General features: G+C 37.8%; 26 protein-coding genes and 3 pseudogenes. 16 read left to right on the forward strand and 13 right to left on the reverse strand.

Going from position 1 to position 24541, the window contains the following annotated elements; translation table 11 throughout:
* Positions 1–118: 118 nt before the first annotated feature.
* Positions 119–427 carry a magnetosome magnetite crystal formation protein family gene (locus ACZ5AE_RS03840; protein WP_464569620.1) on the forward strand — a complete coding sequence of 103 codons (309 nt, stop codon included), beginning with the start codon at positions 119–121 and terminating at the stop codon, positions 425–427.
* 175 nt (positions 428–602) lie between these two features.
* On the opposite strand, the gene ACZ5AE_RS03845 is transcribed toward ACZ5AE_RS03840, so the two are convergent.
* On the reverse strand, positions 603–761 hold the full coding sequence (locus tag ACZ5AE_RS03845; RefSeq protein ID WP_464569622.1) for a hypothetical protein: 159 nt from the start codon (positions 759–761) through the stop codon (positions 603–605).
* A 538-nt stretch (positions 762–1299) separates the two neighbouring features.
* Positions 1300–1692, reverse strand: coding sequence for a hypothetical protein (locus tag ACZ5AE_RS03850; protein WP_464569624.1), 393 nt, complete (start codon positions 1690–1692; stop codon positions 1300–1302).
* A gap of 693 nt (positions 1693–2385) precedes the next feature.
* On the opposite strand from ACZ5AE_RS03850, the gene ACZ5AE_RS03855 reads away from it, so the two are divergent.
* The 3 genes from ACZ5AE_RS03855 (at position 2386) to ACZ5AE_RS03865 (ending at position 3831) form a co-directional block, all read left to right on the forward strand.
* Entirely contained in the window at positions 2386–2829 is a 444-nt protein-coding gene (locus ACZ5AE_RS03855) for a hypothetical protein (RefSeq protein ID WP_464569626.1), read from the forward strand.
* A gap of 321 nt (positions 2830–3150) precedes the next feature.
* Positions 3151–3351 carry a cold-shock protein gene (locus tag ACZ5AE_RS03860; protein WP_464569628.1) on the forward strand — a complete coding sequence of 67 codons (201 nt, stop codon included), beginning with the start codon at positions 3151–3153 and terminating at the stop codon, positions 3349–3351.
* Positions 3352–3669: 318 nt separating this feature from the next.
* A complete protein-coding gene (locus tag ACZ5AE_RS03865; RefSeq protein WP_464569630.1) occupies positions 3670–3831 on the forward strand; it encodes a DUF3934 family protein in 162 nt (53 codons plus the stop codon).
* A 104-nt stretch (positions 3832–3935) separates the two neighbouring features.
* Here ACZ5AE_RS03865 and ACZ5AE_RS03870 read toward each other — a convergent pair whose 3' ends face one another.
* Positions 3936–4079: a hypothetical protein gene (locus ACZ5AE_RS03870; RefSeq protein ID WP_464569632.1), complete on the reverse strand. Its 144-nt coding sequence runs from the start codon at positions 4077–4079 to the stop codon at positions 3936–3938.
* A 3-nt stretch (positions 4080–4082) separates the two neighbouring features.
* Positions 4083–5045: a helix-turn-helix transcriptional regulator gene (locus ACZ5AE_RS03875; RefSeq protein ID WP_464569634.1), complete on the reverse strand. Its 963-nt coding sequence runs from the start codon at positions 5043–5045 to the stop codon at positions 4083–4085.
* Positions 5046–5154: 109 nt separating this feature from the next.
* On the opposite strand from ACZ5AE_RS03875, the gene ACZ5AE_RS03880 reads away from it, so the two are divergent.
* From ACZ5AE_RS03880 to ACZ5AE_RS03895, 4 genes and pseudogenes are all read left to right on the forward strand, one after another.
* Positions 5155–5634 (forward strand): GyrI-like domain-containing protein, encoded by a 480-nt coding sequence (locus ACZ5AE_RS03880; RefSeq protein WP_464569636.1) that lies wholly within the window; start codon positions 5155–5157, stop codon positions 5632–5634.
* A 193-nt stretch (positions 5635–5827) separates the two neighbouring features.
* Entirely contained in the window at positions 5828–6535 is a 708-nt protein-coding gene (locus ACZ5AE_RS03885) for an aspartate/glutamate racemase family protein (RefSeq protein ID WP_464569638.1), read from the forward strand.
* 108 nt (positions 6536–6643) lie between these two features.
* Complete coding sequence (locus ACZ5AE_RS03890; RefSeq protein ID WP_464569640.1) at positions 6644–7540, forward strand: RCC1 domain-containing protein; 897 nt, start codon at positions 6644–6646, stop codon at positions 7538–7540.
* A gap of 149 nt (positions 7541–7689) precedes the next feature.
* A pseudogene (locus ACZ5AE_RS03895) lies at positions 7690–7899 on the forward strand (patatin-like phospholipase family protein); the annotation flags it as partial.
* Here ACZ5AE_RS03895 and ACZ5AE_RS03900 read toward each other — a convergent pair.
* From ACZ5AE_RS03900 to ACZ5AE_RS03910, 3 genes and pseudogenes are all read right to left on the reverse strand, one after another.
* A pseudogene (locus ACZ5AE_RS03900) lies at positions 7898–8073 on the reverse strand (O-methyltransferase); the annotation flags it as partial. The pseudogenes ACZ5AE_RS03895 and ACZ5AE_RS03900 overlap by 2 nt on opposite strands.
* 369 nt (positions 8074–8442) lie before the next feature.
* Entirely contained in the window at positions 8443–8958 is a 516-nt protein-coding gene (locus ACZ5AE_RS03905; protein WP_464569642.1) for a hypothetical protein, read from the reverse strand.
* A gap of 443 nt (positions 8959–9401) precedes the next feature.
* On the reverse strand, positions 9402–10439 hold the full coding sequence (locus ACZ5AE_RS03910; RefSeq protein ID WP_464569644.1) for a DUF3231 family protein: 1038 nt from the start codon (positions 10437–10439) through the stop codon (positions 9402–9404).
* Between the two features lie 343 nt (positions 10440–10782).
* Between ACZ5AE_RS03910 and ACZ5AE_RS03915 the strand changes: the two genes are divergently transcribed.
* Positions 10783–10950 carry a hypothetical protein gene (locus ACZ5AE_RS03915; protein WP_464569646.1) on the forward strand — a complete coding sequence of 56 codons (168 nt, stop codon included), beginning with the start codon at positions 10783–10785 and terminating at the stop codon, positions 10948–10950.
* A 374-nt stretch (positions 10951–11324) separates the two neighbouring features.
* Here ACZ5AE_RS03915 and ACZ5AE_RS03920 read toward each other — a convergent pair whose 3' ends face one another.
* Together ACZ5AE_RS03920 and lspA are read right to left on the reverse strand one after the other, a co-directional pair.
* Positions 11325–12785, reverse strand: coding sequence for a S8 family serine peptidase (locus ACZ5AE_RS03920; RefSeq protein ID WP_464569648.1), 1461 nt, complete (start codon positions 12783–12785; stop codon positions 11325–11327).
* Between the two features lie 556 nt (positions 12786–13341).
* Positions 13342–13779 (reverse strand): annotated as a pseudogene (lspA, locus tag ACZ5AE_RS03925) (signal peptidase II).
* Positions 13780–14165: 386 nt separating this feature from the next.
* Here lspA and ACZ5AE_RS03930 point away from each other — a divergent pair.
* The 7 genes from ACZ5AE_RS03930 to ACZ5AE_RS03960 all read left to right on the forward strand — a co-directional run bounded on the left by ACZ5AE_RS03930 (position 14166) and on the right by ACZ5AE_RS03960 (position 21814).
* The gene (locus tag ACZ5AE_RS03930; protein ID WP_464569650.1) at positions 14166–15149 is read left to right on the forward strand and encodes a DUF3231 family protein; all 984 of its coding nucleotides are present in this window, start codon (positions 14166–14168) and stop codon (positions 15147–15149) included.
* Between the two features lie 786 nt (positions 15150–15935).
* Positions 15936–16580, forward strand: coding sequence for a GntR family transcriptional regulator (locus tag ACZ5AE_RS03935; protein ID WP_464569652.1), 645 nt, complete (start codon positions 15936–15938; stop codon positions 16578–16580).
* A gap of 49 nt (positions 16581–16629) precedes the next feature.
* The gene (locus ACZ5AE_RS03940; protein WP_464569654.1) at positions 16630–17829 is read left to right on the forward strand and encodes a CaiB/BaiF CoA transferase family protein; all 1200 of its coding nucleotides are present in this window, start codon (positions 16630–16632) and stop codon (positions 17827–17829) included.
* Between the two features lie 63 nt (positions 17830–17892).
* Positions 17893–18795, forward strand: coding sequence for a hydroxymethylglutaryl-CoA lyase (locus ACZ5AE_RS03945; RefSeq protein WP_464569656.1), 903 nt, complete (start codon positions 17893–17895; stop codon positions 18793–18795).
* Positions 18796–18882: 87 nt separating this feature from the next.
* Complete coding sequence (locus tag ACZ5AE_RS03950) at positions 18883–19941, forward strand: TRAP transporter substrate-binding protein (protein ID WP_464569658.1); 1059 nt, start codon at positions 18883–18885, stop codon at positions 19939–19941.
* Positions 19942–20030: 89 nt separating this feature from the next.
* On the forward strand, positions 20031–20537 hold the full coding sequence (locus ACZ5AE_RS03955; RefSeq protein WP_464569660.1) for a TRAP transporter small permease: 507 nt from the start codon (positions 20031–20033) through the stop codon (positions 20535–20537).
* Entirely contained in the window at positions 20534–21814 is a 1281-nt protein-coding gene (locus ACZ5AE_RS03960; protein ID WP_464569662.1) for a TRAP transporter large permease, read from the forward strand. The genes ACZ5AE_RS03955 and ACZ5AE_RS03960 overlap by 4 nt, the downstream gene beginning before the upstream one ends.
* 114 nt (positions 21815–21928) lie before the next feature.
* On the opposite strand, the gene ACZ5AE_RS03965 is transcribed toward ACZ5AE_RS03960, so the two are convergent.
* The 4 genes from ACZ5AE_RS03965 to ACZ5AE_RS03980 all read right to left on the reverse strand — a co-directional run bounded on the left by ACZ5AE_RS03965 (position 21929) and on the right by ACZ5AE_RS03980 (position 24440).
* On the reverse strand, positions 21929–22525 hold the full coding sequence (locus tag ACZ5AE_RS03965) for a dienelactone hydrolase family protein (RefSeq protein WP_464569664.1): 597 nt from the start codon (positions 22523–22525) through the stop codon (positions 21929–21931).
* 30 nt (positions 22526–22555) lie between these two features.
* Positions 22556–23014 (reverse strand): 2-thiouracil desulfurase family protein, encoded by a 459-nt coding sequence (locus ACZ5AE_RS03970; RefSeq protein ID WP_464569666.1) that lies wholly within the window; start codon positions 23012–23014, stop codon positions 22556–22558.
* Between the two features lie 394 nt (positions 23015–23408).
* A complete protein-coding gene (locus ACZ5AE_RS03975) occupies positions 23409–24245 on the reverse strand; it encodes an aldo/keto reductase (RefSeq protein WP_464569668.1) in 837 nt (278 codons plus the stop codon).
* A 21-nt stretch (positions 24246–24266) separates the two neighbouring features.
* Positions 24267–24440, reverse strand: coding sequence for a hypothetical protein (locus tag ACZ5AE_RS03980; protein ID WP_464569670.1), 174 nt, complete (start codon positions 24438–24440; stop codon positions 24267–24269).
* Positions 24441–24541: the final 101 nt, after the last annotated feature.

Genomic DNA, 24541 nt, shown 5'->3' on the forward strand with positions numbered 1-24541 from the left:
CGACCAGAGTCGTATAACGATTTAGTACATAGCCTGATGTAATATTCTAACCAAAACTTTATAATATTAATGAATAAAGGTTTGTTAAATATTACGATACAAAGAGGAGTAATGTTACATGGAAAATAAGGGATTCAAAATATTGATTCATGCTAGTACTTGGTTTGCACCTATACTAGTTCCCATCATCACATATTTTATTATTTCAGATCGAGAAATTAAAAGCTTATCCTTACAAGCTTTGGTATTTCATATTGTGATCGGTATATTAATCTCAGTGTCTGCTTTTTTTTCTTGGATATTAATCGGGATTCCATTCCTCATTATTTTTGGACTCATTGCTATAATAGCACCGATTGTTGGAATTGTTAAAGCATTTAATGGGCGTCCTTTTCGATATCCTATTATTGGATCATGGTTTGAGTAAATGGGTAATAAATTTACGATGGGGGGTAAATCCCCCTTGGCGTACATCGGTATAAAAAGGGGCAGGGATAATTATCTAAACGAGAGGTAAGCGAGAAAAATGCGCATCCATCACCTCAATTATAATGATTTGTTCTTTCTCGTCATACATCCAACTACCATTATAAAATTTCCCTTTATCGCCCTTGAATTCTGACCAAGTGGCTAATCCGGTTTTGGAGAGAGATGGAAACGTACTCATCCACATCCTCTTCTGAAGAGTCCCATGAGCCAATCGGTGGATTGTCTTTCACCGTTGGTTTGGGCGGTGATTCTGATTGTGGTTTTTCGTTCATCCATAATTTCGAATACCCTAATGATTTTCGTGTGGGACAAGTAGTGGATTTTCACCTTATCTCTTATAGATACCTCTTCATGATGTGTTAAAATAAAGTCCTTATTCTTTATTTCTACTAAAGTATAAGGAAGTGATTTTCTGCCCGAAACCTTTTCGTAATTGGTTAAATAGCCAGTTGTGGTGTCATGATAATGAGCTGTCAAGAAGGGGTTATTGTAGATGAATTAAATTTGGCAGGGGATGCTATATCTTTTTTTATGTTTTTTATTATTTTAGGTCTGTCTATCCTTAATCCAACTTTATTCCTCATTAAGAAATAATCATAATTTTATAGTATGAGAGCATTTCCACGGCAAGGGGAGATGCTTTTTCTCTTTAAGCTAACGGTTAGTTTAGGTGTACTGATTCACAATCTATATATTTTTAATGTCCTTTTCCTCCCGTTAAAAAGGCTCCCGCCACATGAAAAGGAGAATGATTTCATACGAAATCCTCCCCCTTATATAGTTTGAAAATGCTTATACTGTTATTACTTATCAATGACTCGCTAAACGTTTTTCAAAATCCCCCTTAAACAACAGAATGGAATCAATATTTACAGAAAAATCGTGGTCACTGATATTAAAATTTGTTATAAACTTGCCAGATCTCTCACGAACCATAATTGTTGGCCGGATTTTGTCTCCAATAGCGTCCTGAGTTACAGCACTTCCATAGAAATACCAGTTAGTTTCTGTCGGTGCATTTTCTGCATTCATAGATAAGTCATTTTTTATGATTTCGCATAAATTATCCATAAAATCTCCAGTAAGATTAATGGATTTTCCATACATACCATCAACAGAAATATCAGCATATCCATACCAAATATTCCTGCTTTTTCGCTTTCCATCATCTGAAGTAAATGTTTCATCAAACAAAATCTTCATTCTTATTAACCTCCATAAAAAAATTCCTTCTTAACAATATTTTACACATATTGTTGCAAAATTGAAAAGAAGGGTATGGAAATATTTAGTGAGATACAGCAATATGAAGAAATTTATAAGTTATGTTAGGTTCGTGGTCTTAGAGTTGGCGGATAAAATCAGATAAAATATTGATGGGACTGTAAATGATTTAGATCTCAAACTTTAAAGATTTCTTCCTATTCTATCGGGCAGCGTTAATTGAATTAGCAATGTATTTAATAGAGGCTTAGTACACAGGATTTTATTCATAACTTGTATATTAAGCCTTATTTTTTTCGAAAAACATACTGCCATAGGCGACATTAATTGACTGCCAAATACAGATAAATGACAATTTATTTGGCCAAAGGAAGAGGGAAATCCTTTCATAGCAATGTTTTTGCAGTTTTTACCTTAACGTTTGTGTAACTTCATTTCCTTGGAAATTGTCGAAAAGGGACATGCCTATGGTTTTTATGTACCTATGCAGCAATTCAATTGCAGTGATCCTCATGAACCCAAGCGTGGAATATAAACCGGCATTGGCAATATGATGCATGAGAACCGTCCCCAAGCATCAGAACAATAGCAGGTGTCTTCTTTTATTACGTATAAAATTAAATATAATTTGTAAACTAAATTTATCCAGATTAAGATTAAGGAATTGATGATATGATTCAAGATAAGGTGCTGAAATTTGGTTTATTAGGTGTTCTTTCAACAATACCAGGAGAGATTGCTTCGAGGTTATTTGTTTATTTGGGCATTGGTAAATATAGTATTTATGAATTATCAAGCCTTATTATTACATTTAACAGACCTGTATTTACCATAGGATTAATAATAGATTTTTTAGCTGGAAGTGTTTTTGCAGTCTTCATTTACCTTATATTTGAAAAGATCAGTTCAAGCCATTTAGTTATTAAAACTACTTTTTGTAGTTTACTGGCCTGGTTAATATGTGAACTTTTATTCACAGCATTAATAGAAGGCAAGTATATACCTATTAGACCTATAAACGATTATTATTCCCATATTTTAAGTACCGCTATTTTTGGTATTACATTTGGACTGTTGATAAAAAAATTTATATTCAAGGAGTTAAATGCCGGATAAATTAACCCTTTTAAAAACTCCTCAAGTATTACTTTAAGAAGGCATCTCTTTGTTATGTTCTGGTATCTAATACAATATATATTAGGGATTGGAGTTATAATTAATATAGAAGTGATTGTGAGACATTACACGTTACATAACGAGTAGCTTTAGTTAAAGAATTAGGGTACCTTGCAAAAAACTTCAAAAAATGTTATTCTAAACATGAATTATTTTTGTTCGGTGTAAAGGATAGTATTAGTAAAAACTTTTCGTCTTGATGATCACTGAGAGCAAGGATAGTAATACATTGGTGTGCTAACACACTAGGAGGCAACAAACATGGAAAAAGGTAAAGTAAAATGGTTTAATGGCGAAAAAGGCTTCGGATTCATCGAGCGTGAAGGTGGAGAAGACGTATTCGTCCATTTCTCAGCTATCCAAGGCGAAGGGTACAAAACATTAGAAGAAGGTCAAGAAGTAACTTTTGATGTTGAGCAAGGTCAACGTGGAGCACAAGCAGCTAACGTTCGTAATGCTTAAATAATAATGCCAAACATGGACAGACTCTTTTTTAGGAGTCTGTTTTTTATTTTTCTTTTTAAAAAAAGTACCCCGCTCAATAAAGAGCAGGGTACTAGAAAACAGTAAATCAAATGGTAAACCAAGTGTAGCATATATATTGTGGATTACCTAATTACTTTTCATTTTTTTACAAAGAGAAGGACTCCTGTTGGCAACGTAAACACGGGACTGAAGTAAAATCAAGTGCTGTGATTTATTGCAATACGCGCGGTTAATAACCGAATAAGATGTCTAAAACTAACCAGATAGGCAACTTCACAAGAATGGGGTGATTTTATGAGTAAAGCTAAAGGAAAAGGTGGAACAGGGAGAGGAACAGGCAAGAAAGGTTGGACTCGTTGGCAAGCTAGTACAAACAAAAAAAAGAGTGCAAAACCTTATATAAGTAAAGGCACAATAAAAACGGATGTTGAAAATGACCCTGCGAGCAATAATTAAAGTCACTTATCCGAAAAAAGGAGAATACTAATAAATACAATTATTTAATGACCCAACGTGTGCGAGCTCCTTTAAAATACTCCTTTCAGTTACATAGATTTAGTTTAAGAAAGCTGCCAGATTGGCAGCTTGTTTTGTTTGTTTGCAGCATCGAAGCGAGGGGATATTGTGTTGAGCGGTGCAAAACTCCAAATCGTATTTTTGATCTGGTTCACCATTAATACATCTATTTGAGGTTTAGCTTGCACTGTTTATGTACAGTATAGAAATACTCTCTTTTGTAAATCCTCTAAGACTTCCTCAGGCACTTCCCTGACCTTGATATCATCACCTAGGAAAAGCAGCCAATTTGTTATTTCAGCCAATTCTTCTGAATGATTAACATTGATAAAAGTCTTTAGAATGGCCGTGGTTTGGTAAGGACTCGTATAGGAAATGGAAACTTTTAAAGGATGGTATTTTTTGAACTGGGCAATCGCCTTTGGCCCAAGTTCAAGGACAAGGTTGATTACTTCTTCCTGCTTCCATAGGTTTTCTAATATCTTTTTCTTACTTAATCTTTTTTCCGTGGGATATGGTTCTACATCGGTGAGGTTGTCGACAGAGAAAATTTGTCTTTTTTCCTCCTTTAAGTTATAGCCTTCAATCAGCCAAAGACCTTTTTCATGATAAAGGTGTAAGAGATAAATAGGATATGAATTTATGACCTTGCCTTCATTAATGGTAATCAATAAATTTCTATCCAAAAGAAGGATTTGAATAAGGTTTTCTAACATCGGATGGGGAAGGTCTGACAGTTCAAGCAGGTCTGGATTATTGGGATTGGTCCCTTCAAAAAGCAGGATTTGATTTAATAGAACCAGATCATCTTGCTGGTTTTCTGAAATCAGGCCTAGTAATTTTTCAGCTAAAGACTGACGGCTCTTTAGGTAAGGGAGTTGTTGATTTCTTGTGGCCATAAAGGCAATAAAGAGAGCTTTAATCTCATTATCGGTAAAGCGGACGGTGGGCAGGACCGAATTGTTCATGACAAAATAACCGCCATCCCTGCCAACTTCAGCGACAAGCGGCATCCCCATGGCTTCAATTTCTCGAATATCTCGAATCGCGGTCGAACGAGAGATGATAAATTCTTGCATGATCTCAGAAATGGTAAAGTGGGATCGGTTGTTGATATACCGCATGATGATATTAATCCGTTCAACTTTTTTCATCGGGGGCTCCTAAACAGTTTCATTTTTTGACATGATTAAAGATTATTATAAACTTATCAAGTGAAAAGATAAATCATTTGATAAATTTTAAAAAAAGGATGGTTTGAATATGACAAATTATACGTTAGAAGAAAAAGAAAGCTTCACCGTTTTAGGTATTGGAACAGAGCTTAAGAGCCACTACACGGACTATGCTGGGATAACCAAAGAAAAGGCAGACTTTTGGTCGGCGGTCAATCAAGATGGAAGGCTTGACAAGTTAAAAGCCGTTGCCATAAATGACTACATTTTTGTCGTGAATGAAGCAGTGAATAACAAGATGATGCATTATGCCGGCGTCATGACAGAGGCATCCCTGCCAGAAGCATCCCGAGTGATTCAATTTCCTAAAAGTGAATACCTCGTTGTAAAAGGGGAAGCGGAGACGGCTGAAGCGTTGAGCAATATGGTTACTGGCATTGCCTTTGGTCAGGTATTGCCTGAAGCAAAGGATTTTGCCTATGTTGGCGGGCCAAATACAGCGGTTATCATGGGGCAGCGAAACGGCTCAGTATTTGGTGAAATGTGGATTCCAGTTGTTAGGAAATAGAGAGATAATCAAAATTAAAACCACTATAAATTGAATACGGCAATTCAACAAAAGGGCGCTATCCTTAAACAAGGATCAGCGCTCTACTTGGTGGGTGGGTTGAATTCTTTTTGAAAAGACAGGAAGATATGGAAAAGGGAGTAATGTTGTATAATCAAGAAGAAGCCACTGAAAGAGAGAGGGGACTGGCAGGATGAAAAAGGTTGGAATCATCGGCGGGATCGGACCCGAAGCAACAGTTGGTTATTACCAATCCATCATTTCTGGATTTCAAGAAAGGATTGGCAGTAAAGAGGAATTGCCGGAACTCTATATTAACAGCATTAATATGTACAAGATGTTTCGTTTGCTTATGAATGGACAGACAGAAGAGGTTATTCATTATTTAACGGATGCTGTTCAAAAGTTAGAAAGTGTCGGTGCTGATTTTGTGGTCATGTGTGGAAACACACCACATATTGTGTTTGACCAAATTCAGCAAAACGTCCAGGTTCCGATGATCAGCATTGTGGAAGAAACTTTCTTAAAAGCACAGGAATTGAACTTAGATAGGCTGGGTTTGATCGGAACGAAATTTACGATGGAAAATGATTTTTTCCAAAAACCATTTATTTCTCATAACATCGAGATTGTCGTGCCGAATCAATCGGAACAGGAATACATACATAGAAAAATTGTTGAGGAATTAGAAAATGGCATCGTGAAGAACGAAACAAAACATGGTTTCCTATCTATCATTAATGAAATGATAAATAGAGACGGAATACAAGGCATCATATTGGGCTGCACAGAACTCCCGATGTTAATCAAGAATGAGGATTTGAAGATCCAATTTTTAAATACAGCGGAAATTCATATTAATAAGATTATAGATGCCATTTTTATGGACAATCCTCATTGACCTCCAAAAAATTCAGGTACTATCCATTATGGTTCGGTTTAGAGGTGCGTTGCGAAAAAATGAACCAAAATGAAACTGCAAGGTTGATTATATTTAGGAGGTATAAACATGGATTACATTTCACCGAAAGAAGCAGCGCCAAAGGTCAAACGGTGGCCTAAAGATACCATCGCGGCTGGCCGTCGTCATACCGTTGCGCTTACATCGGATGGGACGGTGACGGCTGTAGGTGATAATAAACTTGGCCAATGTGATGTAAGCGGCTGGCGCGATATGGTGGCGGTCGCGGCTGGAAATGTTCATATGGCGACGAATACGGGTAATGCTCATACCATCGGTCTTAAAGCTGACAGTACTGTGGTGGCTGTGGGATGGAATCAGCATGGCCAATGCGATGTAAATGACTGGCGTGATATTGTAGCGGTTGCTGCAGGTTGGCGTCATACTATTGGACTTAAATCGGCTGGCCGGGTGGTTGCAGTAGGCAGAAATAATGAAGGGGAATGTAGTGTAAGCGGCTGGCATGATATTGCTGCTGTCGCGGCTGGTGACTGGCATACCATCGGTCTTAAATTGGACGGAACGGTTACAGCAGTGGGCAATAATCGGTATCGCCAATGTAATGTAAGCAGCTGGTGTGATATGGTGGCGGTCGCGGCAGGTTATCTTCATACCATCGGCCTTAAATCGGACGGAACAGTAATGGCAGTGGGTGGTAACAAGCATGACCAATGCAATGTAAGCGGCTGGCGCGATATTGTGGCGATCGCGGCGGGTAGTAATCATACCATCGGCCTTAAATCGGATGGTACTGTGGCGGCAGCGGGTTGGAATAAGTATGGCCAATGTAATGTAAGTGACTGGCGGGATATTGTGGCGATCGCGGCGGGTTGTGCCCATACTGTCGGGCTTAAATCGGACGGCACGGTGGTTGCTGTGGGTAATAATGATTATGGCCAATGCAATGTAAGCGGCTGGCGCGGCATCCAACTGTCTGGCATTTAGAAAGCATTGCTTCAGAAATAATATTTTATATAGATATTGAGCTGTAGAATCCGTTTATGTTAAAGAGGTATCTTGGTCCATACAAAAGACACGAGAAAAAACATATACTGAATAATACCTTTGATGATAATGGAGAGGAGAAATCATCTTTGACAAGATATCGGATTATCTCCTTTGATGGCGGCGGTACCTTAGGTGCATTAAGTTTACAACTTTTGAACAGACTCGCTCGACAAAAACCAGAATTAATTCGTCGAACCAATGTTTTTGCAGGGAATTCAAACGGTTCATTTACTGCCCTTGCGCTAGCTAGTGGAAGATCGCCGAAGGAGACACTTCAGTATTTTAAGGATAAAATATCCCTAGAACATTTTTAGCCACTGAAATAGAGACAAGAATTGTAAGAGTTTTTCCAGTAGAGGGAGACACCGATATGGAACGCATTCCTTTCTCCTTTATGGAAATAAGGACTTCTTCTAAGATGTTATCTTGGCTGCAATAAACTGAATCATATAACTATTAATATGTTTCATTCCGTCAACTCCTTTATAATTAATTAATTTTTTTCATTCTCAGGATCAAACGAGGAAACTGGGTTTTCTCCATTTTTGTTATTTTCTGTCTCCTCTTCAATTTCATAGAGCCCAAATAATTGGGTGAATTCGTCAACAATGAAAGATAATAATTGAATTGAAAAAAGTTTAGTATCTCTATATTTCAACCAATCTATAACATTAGCGGAATATGAAAAAAGATTGCCATAGCCACCTTCATCCTTAACTATTCTGCTCCGTTAGTGAAACAACAAAAGGGGCTACTGTGGCACCCCTGAATCGCACTCAGTTACTTTGAGTGGGTTTTTTCCAATATCCCATATAAAAGCACAAGGAACAGTTGTTTTTTTAGAAATCCTCGCCATTTTGTAATGAATCTTTAATTTGATTAATATTAGAAGGCTTTTTCGTATTTTGACTAAGATTACTAATAAATTGAAATCCATAAAGAATTAATGCCCTTAAAAAGTCGATAACTAAGTATTGAAATTTTGTTAATTTTTCTAAAGTGAACACTTTAGAGTAATTTGCCAGTTTTACACCTCCGAGGTAAACAAAACAAATATGAAGAATCGTATTAGAAAATATATATAATGGGAATTTCCCATAAGTCATTTTTAACATCCAAAGACTTGAAACAAAGTAAGGACCCCAATTAAAGATGTTCATACTTTTTAAAGGTGGTATCTCTTTATAAAATCGCCACCATTTTTTCTTTTCCCCGAATAAATCTAATGCTGTTGTGAATGTACCCATAAAAATTGCTGCTGGAAGATATTTTTTAAATGAATTTCTACCTAAGAATGGTACTGTTAGCCAAGGCAGAATTAGGAAAGCAAAATATAATAATTTTAAGTTTTTCATTATACACCTCCAGAGTTTATGTTGTGTACCTTATTACCAATTTATCCAGATACTTTCAACATGATTTTATTTCACAAGCCTGACCCGATAGTGCAGTAAGCTTCGCTTCACAAATATGAATAAATATTTGTGTTATCAGGTTCCCCAAGTTATGATTCATAAAAATTTATAAACAAACTTCAAAAAGAATTGGAGAAGTTGTTTCACTGGATAAAAATTGTATTAATTGCTCCAACCGATCCGCAATTGTCCGGGGAAAAGGAGATAAAGAAAGGGAAGTGTGTTTTAATATTCGCAGTGAAATTTGGTAAAACGATATTTGGATAATCGCCAGGATAAGAATCCTTCTATTTTTGTAACTGAGCGTAACCCTCATCGAATGAGTATTTCCCAGATGAGATATATAATAATGAGGATTTCAAATCAGGCTTAAAATGACATGTCTATTTATCAGATGCAATGTTATCTCTATTAGCTGCATATGGCGGTTTTTCCATCCAGCCGTTCTCTATATAAATTTCAGCTGCATCTTCAACAAATCCTTTGATGTTTATTAATGACCTAGAATAGAGCAACCCAAAATCGTGTCTTGCACTTACTGCCATTGAATTTCCAAACGCTCTAATCTTCATTGAAAACATGTCCATCTTATGGTTTAACATGATTTTGTCTGAAAATGGTGAAAACCTCGATGATGTAACCAAATGGTCTAAAAATGGTGGAGCAGGCAAATTTTCATCACTTAGCTTATTCATATAGCGTTCCAAATTTTTATGTGTAAGGTTTTTCCCTCTTTCAAATAAGTCCCGAATTTTTTCATTTTTAGCAACCTGGGCAAATGCCATAATTAATGCTTTACTCGTCACATTGTTTTCGATATTATCGTACAAATGGGTAATCTCTAACGCTTGCATAGGGCGCACATGTCCTAAAAACCCATTTAAAAAGTCCTCATGAACAAATTCAACTTTTTCTGGTACTGGAATAATAGGTGGTTTAATAATGAATCCTTTATTCATTAAAATTTCATTGACTTGTTCCATTAAATCCTTTGTTGAATCTATACAATAATTAAAAAACTCTTTTACATCCTTTCTATAAACAAGGGGAAAGGCGACGTTATAAATACTCCCTCCTGCTTTTGCTGTGTATTTTAAATAATGGACATAGAATTCATCTTGGAATAACCTAGGTGCACTAGGGTTAACATCCTCATTGCCGAACCCTTTTGTAATAGGAAAGTTTTCTTTTTCGAATATTCCCTTAATTGTTTCCATGAAATCTACGCTTAAATTATAAGCATTTTCTACTAATGTTTTAATATCCGCATCATCAACGTGTTGAAGATAATAGCTTAAGATGCATTTTCCCATACTGTTTCCCATATATGCCGCCCAAAGTTTACCCATTTCAGCTGATGTTAATGGTTCTGAAATGTTTGTTTTACTTGAGGCTAAATTTATCGGTTTAAGCGTATACATAGAAACTACCCCTTTTAGCGTTTTGCTTAGTATTCTCCTCAATTCAAATCATATTCCGGACTACCATTATCCTAAAATTTAATTCCCCTTGTTTCACTAAACTCCCTCTATCGTTGATTAATAAAAAAATAGCCGGCACTGTGTCCGACTTTTCAAGTATTGCACCCCGTTCGCTTAAGTAGATTTCTTCATAATTTTCTTCGTAATACGACATTGTTCTTATTAAAGGTATATTTCCAATATCGTTTCTCCCATTCTCATTGCACAATTTGCGGCCAGAATTACTTAGTGATTTTCAACCTTAGCTATATAATTAAGGTATTAAAAGAGAGGAGGAATAAAAATGAAACAAGCATCTCTTCATCAATGGCATAAAGAAAATAATAAACGAATAGCAGAGTTTCATAAGAACCACGAAAAGGAAATACAACTTGGTGAAAATGGAAACGGTTTGTTAGCTAAATGGGAAAGATTTTTCTATAACAATGTCATTTCTCCTCTAAAAAAATAAAATACTTATTAAATGAACTGTCTTCCTAGTACAGTTCATTTTTTTCGCAATTTTTCTCAAATATACGCATCGTTTTTCTTCTAAAAATCCCTCAGTTTAATACGATTTTCACCCGCACCCGTTGATCAATTTGCCCTTTTAACATAAAAATCAAATAATAGAATCGAATTCTAATCGAGTAGTTAATCAAATTCCTAATGAAGAGGCAAAGTTCTAAATAGAACGGGTGATGTTTAACAGAATCTTGTTAATTTAAATATTTCTGTAATTTGTTACCTAAACTCCAAATTCTCATTGAACACAAAAAAGGGCACATCTCCTCAATAAGGAAATAATGCCCCCAATTATGGGTTCTAGTATCTCTCGTTACTTTTCTATTTTTTTATATTCATCAATGCCCGATAAGCATTGGCTTCCCCAGAACCATACAAGGCATCTTGACCTGGTTTTCCGTAGTCAATCGCTGTTTGTTTAATGATGGCTGATACTTGCGAAGGTTTTAAATAAGGGTGTGCAGCTTTAATAACGCCGGCAATCCCAGCGACTTGAGGAGTTGACATTGAAGTACCTGCATTATAATTGTATGGCGTACCTAAGTAGGTTGGCCATGTGCTTAGGATTAAGTTAGAATAATCTGCCGTGTTTGGATCAAAGGTTTCGGCATATTTCGCACCAAAGTCCCCTCCAGGAGCGGCTACATCAATCGCACTGTTTCCATAATTGGAGTAAAAGGCAAGTTCCTGTTGGGACCATTTGTTTGAGGCCGATACATTGATCACTCCAGGCATTTGTGCAGGTACGACTGTAGTTGGTCCCTTAAGTGTGATTCCATATGGTTCATAAAGCGAGTTTAAGTAATTCGTAACTTCTTTCTTGTCATCAAGGTTTAAGCTTTCATTTCCACTACCCGCTACTACAGTTACGTCGTTCTTCAGAGCGTATTGGATCGCGCGTTTCCACAATAACGTATCGGCCGTTGTTTTATAGGTTTCTCCTTCGATGATGGTTTTCGAAGTATTATAGAGTCTTAGAGACATATTTATGACGTCTACCTTATCATTCGCAGCTGCTATGATGCCATCAATGATAAAGGATGGGAGAGTAAGAGCTTGGTCTGAATAGAATACACGATAGGTGCGAATTCCTAGGTCTGGACCTACGCCTTTGACATTTCCATTTGCTGCAATAATTCCAGACACATGTGTTCCGTGGCCGTTACGGTCCACAATGTCATTTGGGTCTCCAGTTTCTGTTGCATCCATGCCAGCAGGGACCAAATTCCGTCCGCCAAGAAGGTTCTTCTGTAAATCTGGATGTGTTGGATCAATCCCAGTATCAATTACCCCTACAACCGCTTTATGTATCATTTCTCCTTTTTCATTTTTATATCCGCCGGTTTCAATTTCATACGATTTCCCATTGTTCGTTATCCTTTGAGTGTCCCATTGCTTGTCCCAAAGACTTCCTTGTTGGTTGAGAGATGCTGTTTGGGCGGTGTTTTGAATCATCGCCGGCTGGTTTAATGCAAGTGGTATCTCTTTACTAGCCACCTCAATGGAAGGTACTTTTTTGAGATTACTTAGAAATGAAGGATCATCGGACTGTGCTTCGATTCCTCCCACTTCCGAGAGTGCATTTACCACTCGGCCGCCTGCTTTTTTGATTACGTCTTCGTATCCTTTTGGCAGCCCGTTTTTAAATGCAATCACATACAGGTTTTTTCCTTCTGATTTCGTTAACTGGTTTTCAGCAGCCAGGCTAGGGATTGTCCCTCCTGCTACAATTCCGAACCCTAATGTAACGGAAAGCAAGGATTTTACTAATACACTCTTCATAATCATCCTCCTTTTATTGTGGAATATATTTCCTTATCCACTACCATACTAATTTAACATTTTTAGGAATGGAATGTACTGAAGGCGCCTGCCAGTGATGCAAAATAGGAGGAAGTGCTTATTGGATAGGATGTGATTTGGGGACAAGGTCTTACAGGGGAAGCAGCGGAAAAGTCTGATAGTTTATGAAAGTTTGTCCTTTTCTACCCAAAATAAATCCTCCTATGCAGCAGAATGGATATTTTCATACTGTCTACACAGGAGGGATAATATCTATTTCAACTGGCTTTAAACAAACTTTTAGCAGCTTCACAAAGTTTTACTCCATGTGGAAAGAAGGATCCGACACTTTATCGATTATTCGTAGGCAATTCCCTTGTCATTGATTTGAGTATATTTCTGTGGGAGTAATTATAGTTGGACTATGAAGGATTTTCCTTCAGTGTGATCATCAATCGTTTCATAAGGAATAGAACGGTTATTGGAAGTTTAGTCGGAACTAGAGCTTTCGTCGCTGCTCTCTTCAAAACCATCACAATCCTCAAAATCGTCATATCTAGTGCTTATTTTTCAACCAGCTGACGATCCCATACATAATAAGCAGGAACACCCCTATCTCGATCGCATGGTCGGCCAAGTTAAGAATTCCCTTAGAGCGAATGATAAAATCTGTCACCTCCCCAAACAAAAGTCCATCGATTCCATTTCCAATTGCTCCTCCGACTAGGAATCCAAAACTGCAATCGATGAGAACACCCTTCATTTCTCCGGATCTGCGAAAATATAAAACTGCTATCACGAAAAAAACAGCCACAACTCCGAAGAGTCATGCATTGCCTTGAAATAAACCTCCTGCCATCCCGCTATTTTCGATATGTGTGAGATGAATTCCCCGCCATGTAAATGTTTCATTAATTTCAATATAGGCCCGAATGAGATATTTAGAAAGCTGGTCCATCACAATGACGAGGATGGCAATGACATAAAATAGCATATAATAGTCCTCTCTCCTACAGAAACATTTGCATCCTTTTCATCAGTATAATTGGAAGCTTCTTTCTATTCTATTATGAAGCTCTTATACGTTTATTCGATTCTCTTTTTTTATATCGATGGGTATAAAACTAAAACATGAAAATAAGTAAAGAACAATGTACCAATAACACCTATTGACATATTGCTTTTGCCGAAATTTTGCAAAGAGTCCAAGCTCCTATCATCATCGTAGAAGAAACATGTTTAAAAGTACGGGAATTGAGCTTTGCTTTATGTACATTCCTTCACAAACATATTCCCTCTTTCGTACATAAATTTTTTTGAATATATAAATCCTAACAAAGAGATGTACATACATAAGAGGTATTATTTGGAGGTGTAAAATTGTCTACCATACCATTATCATCTTCTGAGTTAGGGAACTTATGGCAGACTTATCAAGAAAAATCTATGCTGCTAAGGGTTCTGGAATATTTTATCGAGACGGCAAATGAGGATGAATTAAAAGTGATTTTAAAAAACATTTACACAATTGAAACCAAAAATGAACAAAAAATTAAAACCATTTTTAAAAACGCTGGTGCTGTTATTCCCGCCGCTTTTAACGAAAGTGATGTAAATACAAATGCACCGCAATTATTTGATGATAACTATGCAATTATGTATGTCAGAATGATGAGCAAAATTTTATCAGGTCTTTATACCCTACATGAAGGTTTGTCATACAGACCAGATATTCGAGAATTGTACATAGAGTTAACGAATGATATGCAACGTATATATTCCAAAACAACCGAACACCTTCTGGATAAAGGTGTTTTGACATGCCCGCCTATTATACCTATGCCTAAAGAAGTGGAATTCATTCAAGATACAAGTTACACAAAAGGCATAAATCCATTTCGACAAAAAAGGGCACTAAACACCGTTGAAATCGGTTTGGTTTACCAATCCATGGAGACTAATATTACTGGGATGCAGTTAATGATAGGATTTGAACAGGCAGCAAAAGAGCCAGAGGTGAAAAAATACTTCACTAGAGGAAAAGAATTAGCCAAAAAGGTAATATCTACGATGAGTGACATTTTAATAGATAGCGACATTCCAGCCCCTTCAACCTGGGCCGGAATGGTTACAAATTCGACCATTTCACCCTTTTCTGACAAACTTATGATGTATAATACCAATTTATTATCCATTTTTGGACTAGGGAGCAATTCGATTGGGGCAGGTTTTAGTTTTAGGAGCGACCTGCTTTTAAATATAGGAAATATCATGTCAAACACATTTGATTTTGCCAAGGATGGGGGAACGATTTTAATAAAACATGGTTGGATGGAGGATGGAGGAACCGCCATCAGCTGTTAATCGTACAAAAAGCGAGTCCTAACTAATTACATTTAAGGGTAGAGGATTAAAGTGACAACTTTTCATTTTAATCCTCTCACTTTTATATATCCCTAAACTATGGACTTTTACATCGGCGTTCATAACGCTGGGCATATAACATCCATCTAACACATCATCTCCGTTGCCGCCTAAGATGGATTGCCAATATTATTATGCTGTTTATCTTGTTGTTGGTGGAAGTTTTGGACTTTTAACACAAACTGGCGCCATTACTTCATTGATTGCTAAAGCAGTTGTTCGGCAATAGCTGAACTTATAAAAGTAGGACTTTTTTAATAGATGATAGGTTGAAAGACGGTTTCCGCATATTGAAAGAAGCCCCTGATTTTTCGGGTTTTTTTTTTGCTGAAAATATGGACAAAGTGGCATAGGGTGAAGATAGAACCTGAATTGACACTTCGTTTTGAAAAAAGAGAACCGACCCTATTAATCATCTTGCAACTATTAGTTTATTAAAAGCTAAATAATAAGCGCAATGATTTCTTCCTATAATCAGGAGGGGATTATTTGCGCTTATTTTTTTATAAATATAGATATATCCCGCATTCCTGGCATTAGTAACCACGGATTCCGTCTTTTTGGGTATTTTTATAAACTTTTGAAGGCTATTTTTTTTGGAATCAATATTCAGAAGATACTAAAAACACGGATTGTTAACCGTTGACAGTTAACCGTAATTATCTTACTATTAAAAATAGTTTGATAAAACGTTTGCAAAGTGGTTCAGAAAGGAGGGGCCTATCATTGGAATCGATTGTTAGAGATACCCTAAATACCCAAATCTATCAAATATTAAAAAAACGTTTATTAGAAGGAGATTACATTCCTGGTGATAGATTAGTAGAAGCAAAACTTGCTGAGGAATTTGGCACCAGCCGCGGACCGGTTCGTGAAGCTTTAAAAATCCTTATTCAAGATGAGTTGCTTGTGCAAAAGGGGAACGCAATACATGTGTTCAGCCCTTCAATATCCGATATGATTGATATTTATCAAGTTCGGCAGCAAATGGAATCGCTTGCAGCTAAATTGGCTGCTCAGAAAATTGAATCTTTAGAATTAGAAATGCTTGAAAAGATCGTGGAAGAAACTAAAGCAGCATGGTTAAAACAGGATAAAAATCATGTAGTGGAATTGAGTATCAAATTTCATGAGATTATCCTCAAGGCATCCGGTAACCGCCAGCTGATTTCATTAACAAATATGATTCGGGATAAAGTTACCTATCTAAGGAACAGTGTTGTGAAAGAAGCCATGCGAGATGAGAGTCCTATCGAAGAACATTCCCGCATCCTTTCAGCACTTAAAGAAAGGAATGGGGATAAAGCCGCAAAGATAATGCTTGAACACATTGAGCATGATTTAGGGGCACTTATATCACTTTATAAGTAGAATTCATCCTTAACTTTAAACAGGTTTAGATTATAGGAGATGAATACAAATGGGAAAAAAAGCATTGGAAGGTTTAAGAGTGCTGGAAATGGGACAGCTAATTGCAGGCCCATTTGCCTCTCGGTTATTAGCTGAATTTGGTGCTGAGGTTATAAAGGTCGAACCTCCAGCTAAGGGTGATCCAATCCGAACATGGAGGGTTATGGAAAACGGTACAAGTCTATGGTGGTATGTTCAATCCAGAAATAAAAAGTCCATTACCATTGACCTGAAGCACCATGAAGGGCAAGAGCTGATACGCGGACTGGTGAAAGAAATTGATATTTTAATAGAGAACTTTCGCCCTGGAACATTGGAAAAGTGGGGGCTCGGATACGAGGAATTAAAAAAGATTAACCCGGGTCTGGTTATGATTCGGGTGTCCGGGTACGGTCAGGATGGTCCGTACAAAGATAAACCGGGTTTTGGATCGATTGGGGAAGCAATGGGAGGTCTTCGCTATATCACGGGATATCCAGATCGTCCGCCGGTACGAGTAGGTGTAAGTCTTGGAGATTCCTTGTCATCACTTTATGCTGTGATAGGTACATTAATGGCGGTTTACCATCGTGATGTGAATGGTACAGGTAAGGGACAGGTAATAGACGTTGCCCTATATGAATCGGTGTTTAGTTTAATGGAAAGCGTTCTTCCCGAATATGATCGTGCAGGATTGATTCGTGAAAGATCGGGAAGCATGCTGCCAGGAATTACACCATCGAATACATATGTTTGTTCTGATGGAACGTATATCGTTATTGGTGCGAATGGAGATGCCATTTTTAAAAGGCTTATGTATGCAATGGGACGTGAGGATATTGCCGAAGATTCACGGTTTGAAAACAATGCTAAACGATCTGAACATGCTTCATTCTTAGACGGTCTAATCGAAGAATGGACGAAAAGTTTGCCATTTAAGGTAGTAAAGGAATGTTTAGATAAAGCGGGGGTTCCGGCGGGTTCCATTTATTCTGTGGAGGATATAGTAAATGATCCGCATTATCAAGCCAGGAAAATGATTCAGGAAGTAGCCATTGATGGGCTTGGCATGTTGAAGATGCCAGGAATCGTACCAAAGATGAGTGAAACCCCTGGTGAAATTCTGTGGGCAGGACCAGAATTGGGGCAGCACAACGATGATGTTCTTGGCGGGAAGCTAGGCATGACTGAAGAGCAAATAAAGGATCTGAAAGCAAAAGGGGTTATTTAGAGAAAACGATCCCATCCAATTTACGAAGCTTGGAATTTCTTACAATAAAAGAGGGGATGTCTTATGAACCTTCCGGATAAGGTAGAAATAATCGAAGTCGGACCTAGGGACGGAATTCAGAATGAATTTAATTTTATCCCGACTGAAAAGAAAATAGAGCTAATCAATGCACTTAGCAAAACTGGGATCAAACGGATGGAAGCAGTTTCGTTCGTTCATCCGAAATATGTTCCGCAAATGAAGGACGCAAAGGAAGTTCTAAACGGCATAGAAAAAAGCCCTTCTGTTCAATATATGGCGCTGATTCCTAATGATAAGGGGTATAACCGGTCGATAGAGAGTGGTGTCAATTCACTATCACTGGTAGTAGGGGCAAGTGACAGCTTTAATTTAAAAAATGTAAAAATGAGCCGGGAGCAATCTATTACTAATCTTGCAACGGTAATCGAAAAAGCAAAAGCAAATGATATTTTTATTCGCTATAGTATTGCAACTGCTTTTTGGTGCCCGTTTGAGGGAAAAGTAGATGCTGACCTGGTTCTCAAAATGGTCGAGGAAGCAGAGATGCTCGGTGTAGATGAAATTGTTCTTGCCGACACCATTGGAAGAGCGAATCCAAAGCAGGTTTTTGAGTTATTTCAGGCTGCCATTTCATTAAAAACAAAGTCAAGTATTTCTGCTCATTTTCACGATACATATGGACTGGCACTGGGAAATGTAATGGCTGCATTAGAAGCGGGGGTTACTCGTTTTGATGCTTCTATCGGCGGTCTTGGCGGGTGCCCATTTGCCCCTGGTGCAGCTGGTAATGCGGCAACAGAGGATCTTGTTTTCATGATGCATGAAATGGGCATTGATACAGGAATTGACTTAGAGCAGCTTCTAGCTTGCATCGAATTACTGAAACCATTTACAAATCGGGAATTGACGGGTCATCTGCATAAAGTAAAAGATTGCCAATCCTAAATAGAGGAGCACAATAACCGAACACGATAGGAAAAATAGGGGATATTGAGAGATTTAAATTTAAATATAAGAGGGAAGGGATTTAAAATGAAGAAGGTAATTTCAAGTTTTCTAGCCTTAATTTTATTAATGGGAATTTTGACAGCTTGTGGGGGAAAGGCAACAAATCAAGCATCTCCTGCAAATGGGGGAAAAGCAGAAAGCAACAGCGGCGGAGACGGGTACGAAGAAGCTACCATTCGTTTAGCGTACAATCTTCCTCAAGACCATCACATTTCTGTCGGTATTGAAGAATTTGCGAAAAAGGTTACGGAAAAATCCGGCGGTAAGGTAAAGGTGCAAGTATATCCAGCTGGACAGTTGTTAAGTGATAAGGAAATGAACCAGTCGATCCTGACAGGCGGGGTAGAAATGGGATTAAACTCGTCAACACTATGGGCTTCGACTGTTCCTGCTATGGGAATCTTTGACGTCCCTTATGTTTTCCCAGACTACGAGGCTGCTGGTAAAGCACTTTCAGGTGAAATGGGTAACAAACTAAGAACTGCCATGGAAGAAAAGGGTGCAAAGGTATTATTATTTGCTGACTATGGTTTCGCTCAATTTGCTAATAATGTAAGAGCGCTTAAATCGCCTGGAGATTTTAAAGGCTTAAAGATTAGAAGTATTGGTGAAATTCCATCAGAATTAATTAAAGCATATGGAGCTTCTCCAGTGTTTATGGGGGCCGGAGAAGTTTATATGGCATTACAGCGTAATACCGTTGATGGTGCAACATCAGGAACAACTGCGATGCTTCAAAGAAAATATGATGAAGTGGTTAAATACTTAACCATTAACAATTATGCCTATTTGGAGTTTATTTTAGCCGTAAATAAAGGTTATTGGGATAAGCTTCCTGCCAAAACACAAAAGTTAATTGAGGAAACTGCTGCCGAAACGGAAAAAGAGATTCGTGATAAAGCAAAGGCTGAAGATACGAGAACCGCTAAAGAACTAGAAAAGAAGGGCGTGGAAGTTTACGTTGTTCCTAAAGAAGATCTAAAAGTTTGGAAGGACGAGGCTAAACCAGTATATGATATTTTCGAAAAACAAGCGGGAGATCTTGGAAAGGAACTTCTAGACCTTGCTGAAAAACAAAACTAAATTAGTAGAATTATATCATCACCTGGGAGGACACATCTCCCGGGTGAATTTTTAAATAATGTCGTTTCTGACATAGTTTGGAGGGAAAAATGGATTTATTTAAGACGCTTTATAAATTCATCGATAGAATCATCTATCTTGGTGGAATCATTTCAGGCATATTCGTAGTGCTTATGACAGGAATGATCTTTTATGAGATAGTGTCTCGTGCTATTTTCAATTCCCCAACGATATTTGCGACAGAATTATCCATTTATTCGTTGATTGGAAGCTGTTTTATCGGCAGCGGATACGCGTTAAGAACCTTTTCACATATTACAGTGGATCTTTTAACAAATGCGGTACCATTAAAAGTAAAAAATGTTTTGGATGTGATCTCCAATACTTTAGGGCTCCTTTTTAGTGTCATTTTCACATTTTATTCGATCCTGCATGTTCAAGGGACTTATACAATCGGAACAACATCTTCATCACTATTAAGGGTGCCGATGTATATACCGGAAATGTTGCTTCCTATTGGCGGGGTATTGCTTTGCATGGCATTTATCTTACAAATCATTGATGGCTTTAATCGGAAAGGAGAGACTCACGCATGAATATATTTTTCCTTGGAGGAATGGGGACTCTCCTATTAATTGGTCTGCCCGTTGCCTTTACGCTAGGTTTACTTACGATAGGCGGTATGTATTTCTTTAATGGCGGAACACTAGCCTTCAATCAAATACCGATTATTTCATACAAGGCATTAGATTCATTCGAGCTAACGGCTCTTCCATTATATGTATTAATGAGCCAGATTTTATTAGTTTGCGGTGTTGGGAAAGATTTATATGAAATGGCAAGCAAATGGTTTAGACATTTACCGGGCGGGCTTGCAATTGGTACTATTTTCTGCTGTGCCATTTTTGCTGCTATTTCAGGTTCAAGTGTGGCAACGGCTGTAACGGTTGGTTCAGTGGCTATTCCAGAAATGGTTAAACGTGGCTATACGAAAAGATATGTTTTAGGGTTAGTAGCCGCTGGTGGTACATTGGGGATTTTGATTCCGCCTAGCGTTCCGATGATTCTTTATGGAAATATCACAGGAGAATCAGTAGGTAAACTTTTCGTTGCAGGTATTGTACCTGGATTACTCCTTACATTGTTTTTCACCATTTTTGCCTCCTGGCAGACAAGGCATATTAAGGAAAAGGCGGCCACATGGGCGGAAAGATTTGAGGCATCAAAAAAAGCTATATGGGGATTAATCCTGCCAGTTATCATTATTGGCGGTATTTATTCTGGCCTGTTTACACCAACTGAAGCGGCGGCAGTGGGGGTAGTCATTAGCTTATTAGTTGCTGGATTAGCCTATAGAAATTTAACATTTAAAAATATGAAAGAAATCTTATTTTCAACCGTTCAAACAAATGCAATGATTCTTTTCATTATTGTTGGTGCCATGCTGCTTGGCTTTATTTTAACGGTTCTAAGAATCCCACAAACCATTACCGAAATGGCTATATCATGGGATGTATCCCCTTGGGTTATTTTTATCTTAATAAATATCGTATTGTTGATTCTAGGGTGTTTCTTGGAGACGGTTTCCATTATCGTGATTACGGTCCCAATTTTATATCCAATTATTACGTCTTTAGGTTTTGATCCAATCTGGTTTGCTATTATTTTGGTTGTTAATATGGAATTAGCATTAATTACACCACCTGTCGGATTAAATTTATTCGTATTAAAGGGAGTAGACAAATCTGCCTCAATGTCAGAAATTACTCGAGGTGTTTTTTCATATGCGATTATCATGTTACTATTCATCGGACTGCTGGCGGTATTCCCAGAAATAGCCACATTCCTTACTAATACGGGAAATATAAAATAGTACAACAGCACTTGACCGGCATCTTTAGGATGCCGGTTTTTGCGCAATGTTCAGACGCATGGATTAATCTAGTAAAGACTATTTTCCCACGTGCCTGGTTTATGAAAGAAATTCTCAATGATGTTTCTTTAAAAAGTTTAGCACTTTGTTAAAGGCATTTTGAGATGACTTTTCATTAAATTTAGCAGAGTATGGGTCACTAAATCCGTGTTGTCCCATAAATTTATGAATCTCGATATTTCTTTGGTCCAGATTTGAAATTAACTGATCCACATGAAAGGATTGTTCCTCCTCCGGAAAGAATAAAACCGTAGGGCATCGCGGCGCAATCTGTTGGTAATTTCTAATCCTGGAACCATAATATGCTACGATCCCATCCAAACATTCTTCTTCACTGCACAACCAAGCAACAGTTGCGCCAACGCTAAATCCGATCATATATATTTTTTCGTAATCATTTTTAACGACTAACAATAGATTCTTTATTTTGAGTACAGCTTCCGAGAATCCCACATTCTTCATAAAATGAAGGTAGGCAATTTCCTCTTCAGAATAAGTAAAAGGTTGTTCTCGATCTAATAGGTTGGGGCAAATCACATCAAAATCCTGTTTTGATAATAAATCACAAAAGTTCTCCATATGTTGATTAATGCCATAGATTTCGTGAATGACAATAATCAAATGACTTGAATTCTTTAGTATTTGTAGCATCTTATCCCCCTTAAAACCAGAGCGCCATATTTAAAGGAAGGTTTCCGCAAATTGTTCTTCAGAAATCACTTTAAATCCATTTCTTTTTAGTAATGCAGAAGTAACCCCCATTCCCTCAATTTTTTTACCAATAAATTTGCCGTTATAAATCAATGAACTGCCGCAGGACGGGCTGTTCTCCTTAAGAACCACAATAGTCGCCTTTATTTCTTTGGCTTTTTCAAGAGCAGCATAGGCTCCGTTTAGGTAAAGCTGCGTAACATCTTTTCCTGTTTGATCCATTACTTTAGCCTTTCCATCCAGTACATCTTCGCCGTTGCCGCCAATAATTTCAGCAGGCTCTCTTGGGGTTGAAAAGCCGCCAAGTAACTCTGGACAAATGGTAACAGCTTTATTTTCTTCTACTAGTTTCCTAATTTTATTATTTAAACTATGTGTACCGTTATATCGGACTTCCCAACCTGCTAAACACGAACTCACCAATATCATTTACGAACCCCCTTCAATGTAAATATTAGCATAGGCAATAGGAGCGGTGTGCTGACATTTCCCACAGTCGCTAATGAAGCATGTAAAGCACTTAATTTTATGGGGGATTATTCTTTGTGGTATATAAGCAATCATGTATGTAACTGACAACCTCACCTATCATCATGGTTGGAATTACTGGTAGTTAATTGCTTTTAATTTTCTTATCGTGATTATGTTATCGTTTCATTCTACTATAAGCCGATTTTTCTTTAAGGGGATGTGTTCGAAGCCTGGCACGTGAAAAGGCCCGACAAGCAAGGTGCTCGTCGGGCTTTAAAATTATTTTGCATCATCAAATTGTTCCAAAAAATTTATCAGCTATTTCTTCAGTTGGCCCCAAAACGAAAAGGTTTTAAAATCCTACTCTCATTGTATCAGGGTGGGATCCCGCACGGCTGTCCTGGTTTAGCGCGTCGATTCTTTCGATGTCCTCTTGAGTCAGCTCGAAGTCAAAGATATCAGCGTTTTCGATGATACGGTGCTCTTTGATTGATTTTGGAATGGTGATAACTTCATGCTGCAGATCCCAGCGCAAAATGACTTGAGCCACGGATTTATTATATTTGTGAGCAATGTCTGCAAGGACAGGATCGTTTAACAGCTGGCCTTGCTTTAATGGCGACCATGCTTCCATTTGGATTCCTTCTTTTTTACAAAACGCCAGAAGCTCCTTTTGTGTTAGATGAGGATGAAACTCCACTTGGTTGACCATTGGCTTAATCTCGCAATCACTCATTAAATCTTCTAAATGATGAATCTGGAAATTGCTTACGCCAATCGCGCGGACACGACCGTCTTTGTATAGCTTTTCAAGCGCCTTCCACGTATCTTTATATTTATCAACACCTGGCCAGTGAATTAAATAAAGATCTAAATAATCGATTCCCAGCTTGTTAAGACTAGTTTCGAAAGCTTTTAATGTAGATTCATAACCTTGGTCGGAGTTCCAAACCTTACTCGTAATAAAAAGTTCTTCACGAGGAACGCCGGATTCCCGAATGCCCTGACCGACACCTTCTTCATTTTGATAAATAGCAGCTGTGTCGATACTAATATAACCGTTGCGGATTGCGGCTTTTACTGAACTTACTACTTCTTCACCTTCCGAAACTTTAAAAACTCCTAACCCCATCCACGGCATTTTCACACCATTATGTAATGTAACGGTATCTTTTAAACTTGTTGGCATTGTTAAAACCTCCTATTATTCCTATTGAACCGGCTGCAATGATTTTTTTGCAGCACGGGCCTTATCCATATATTGTAACGCATAGTTGGTAATTTGCTCAAAATTTCCGCCTTTGGGAGGTGCTTCCAGATTCCTGCTTACACCGACTGCCACACATCCGCTGCAGATCCATTGTTCGTAATTATTTAAACACACCGACCGGCAGGCATAATATTGACTTGAGGCCGCTGCGGCAGCTCAATGTCTTTTTGCGCTCACGGGAAATTTAGTCAAATAAAATTCAATTTAATATTTCA

It is taken from the genome of Neobacillus sp. S1227, from assembly GCF_055385255.1.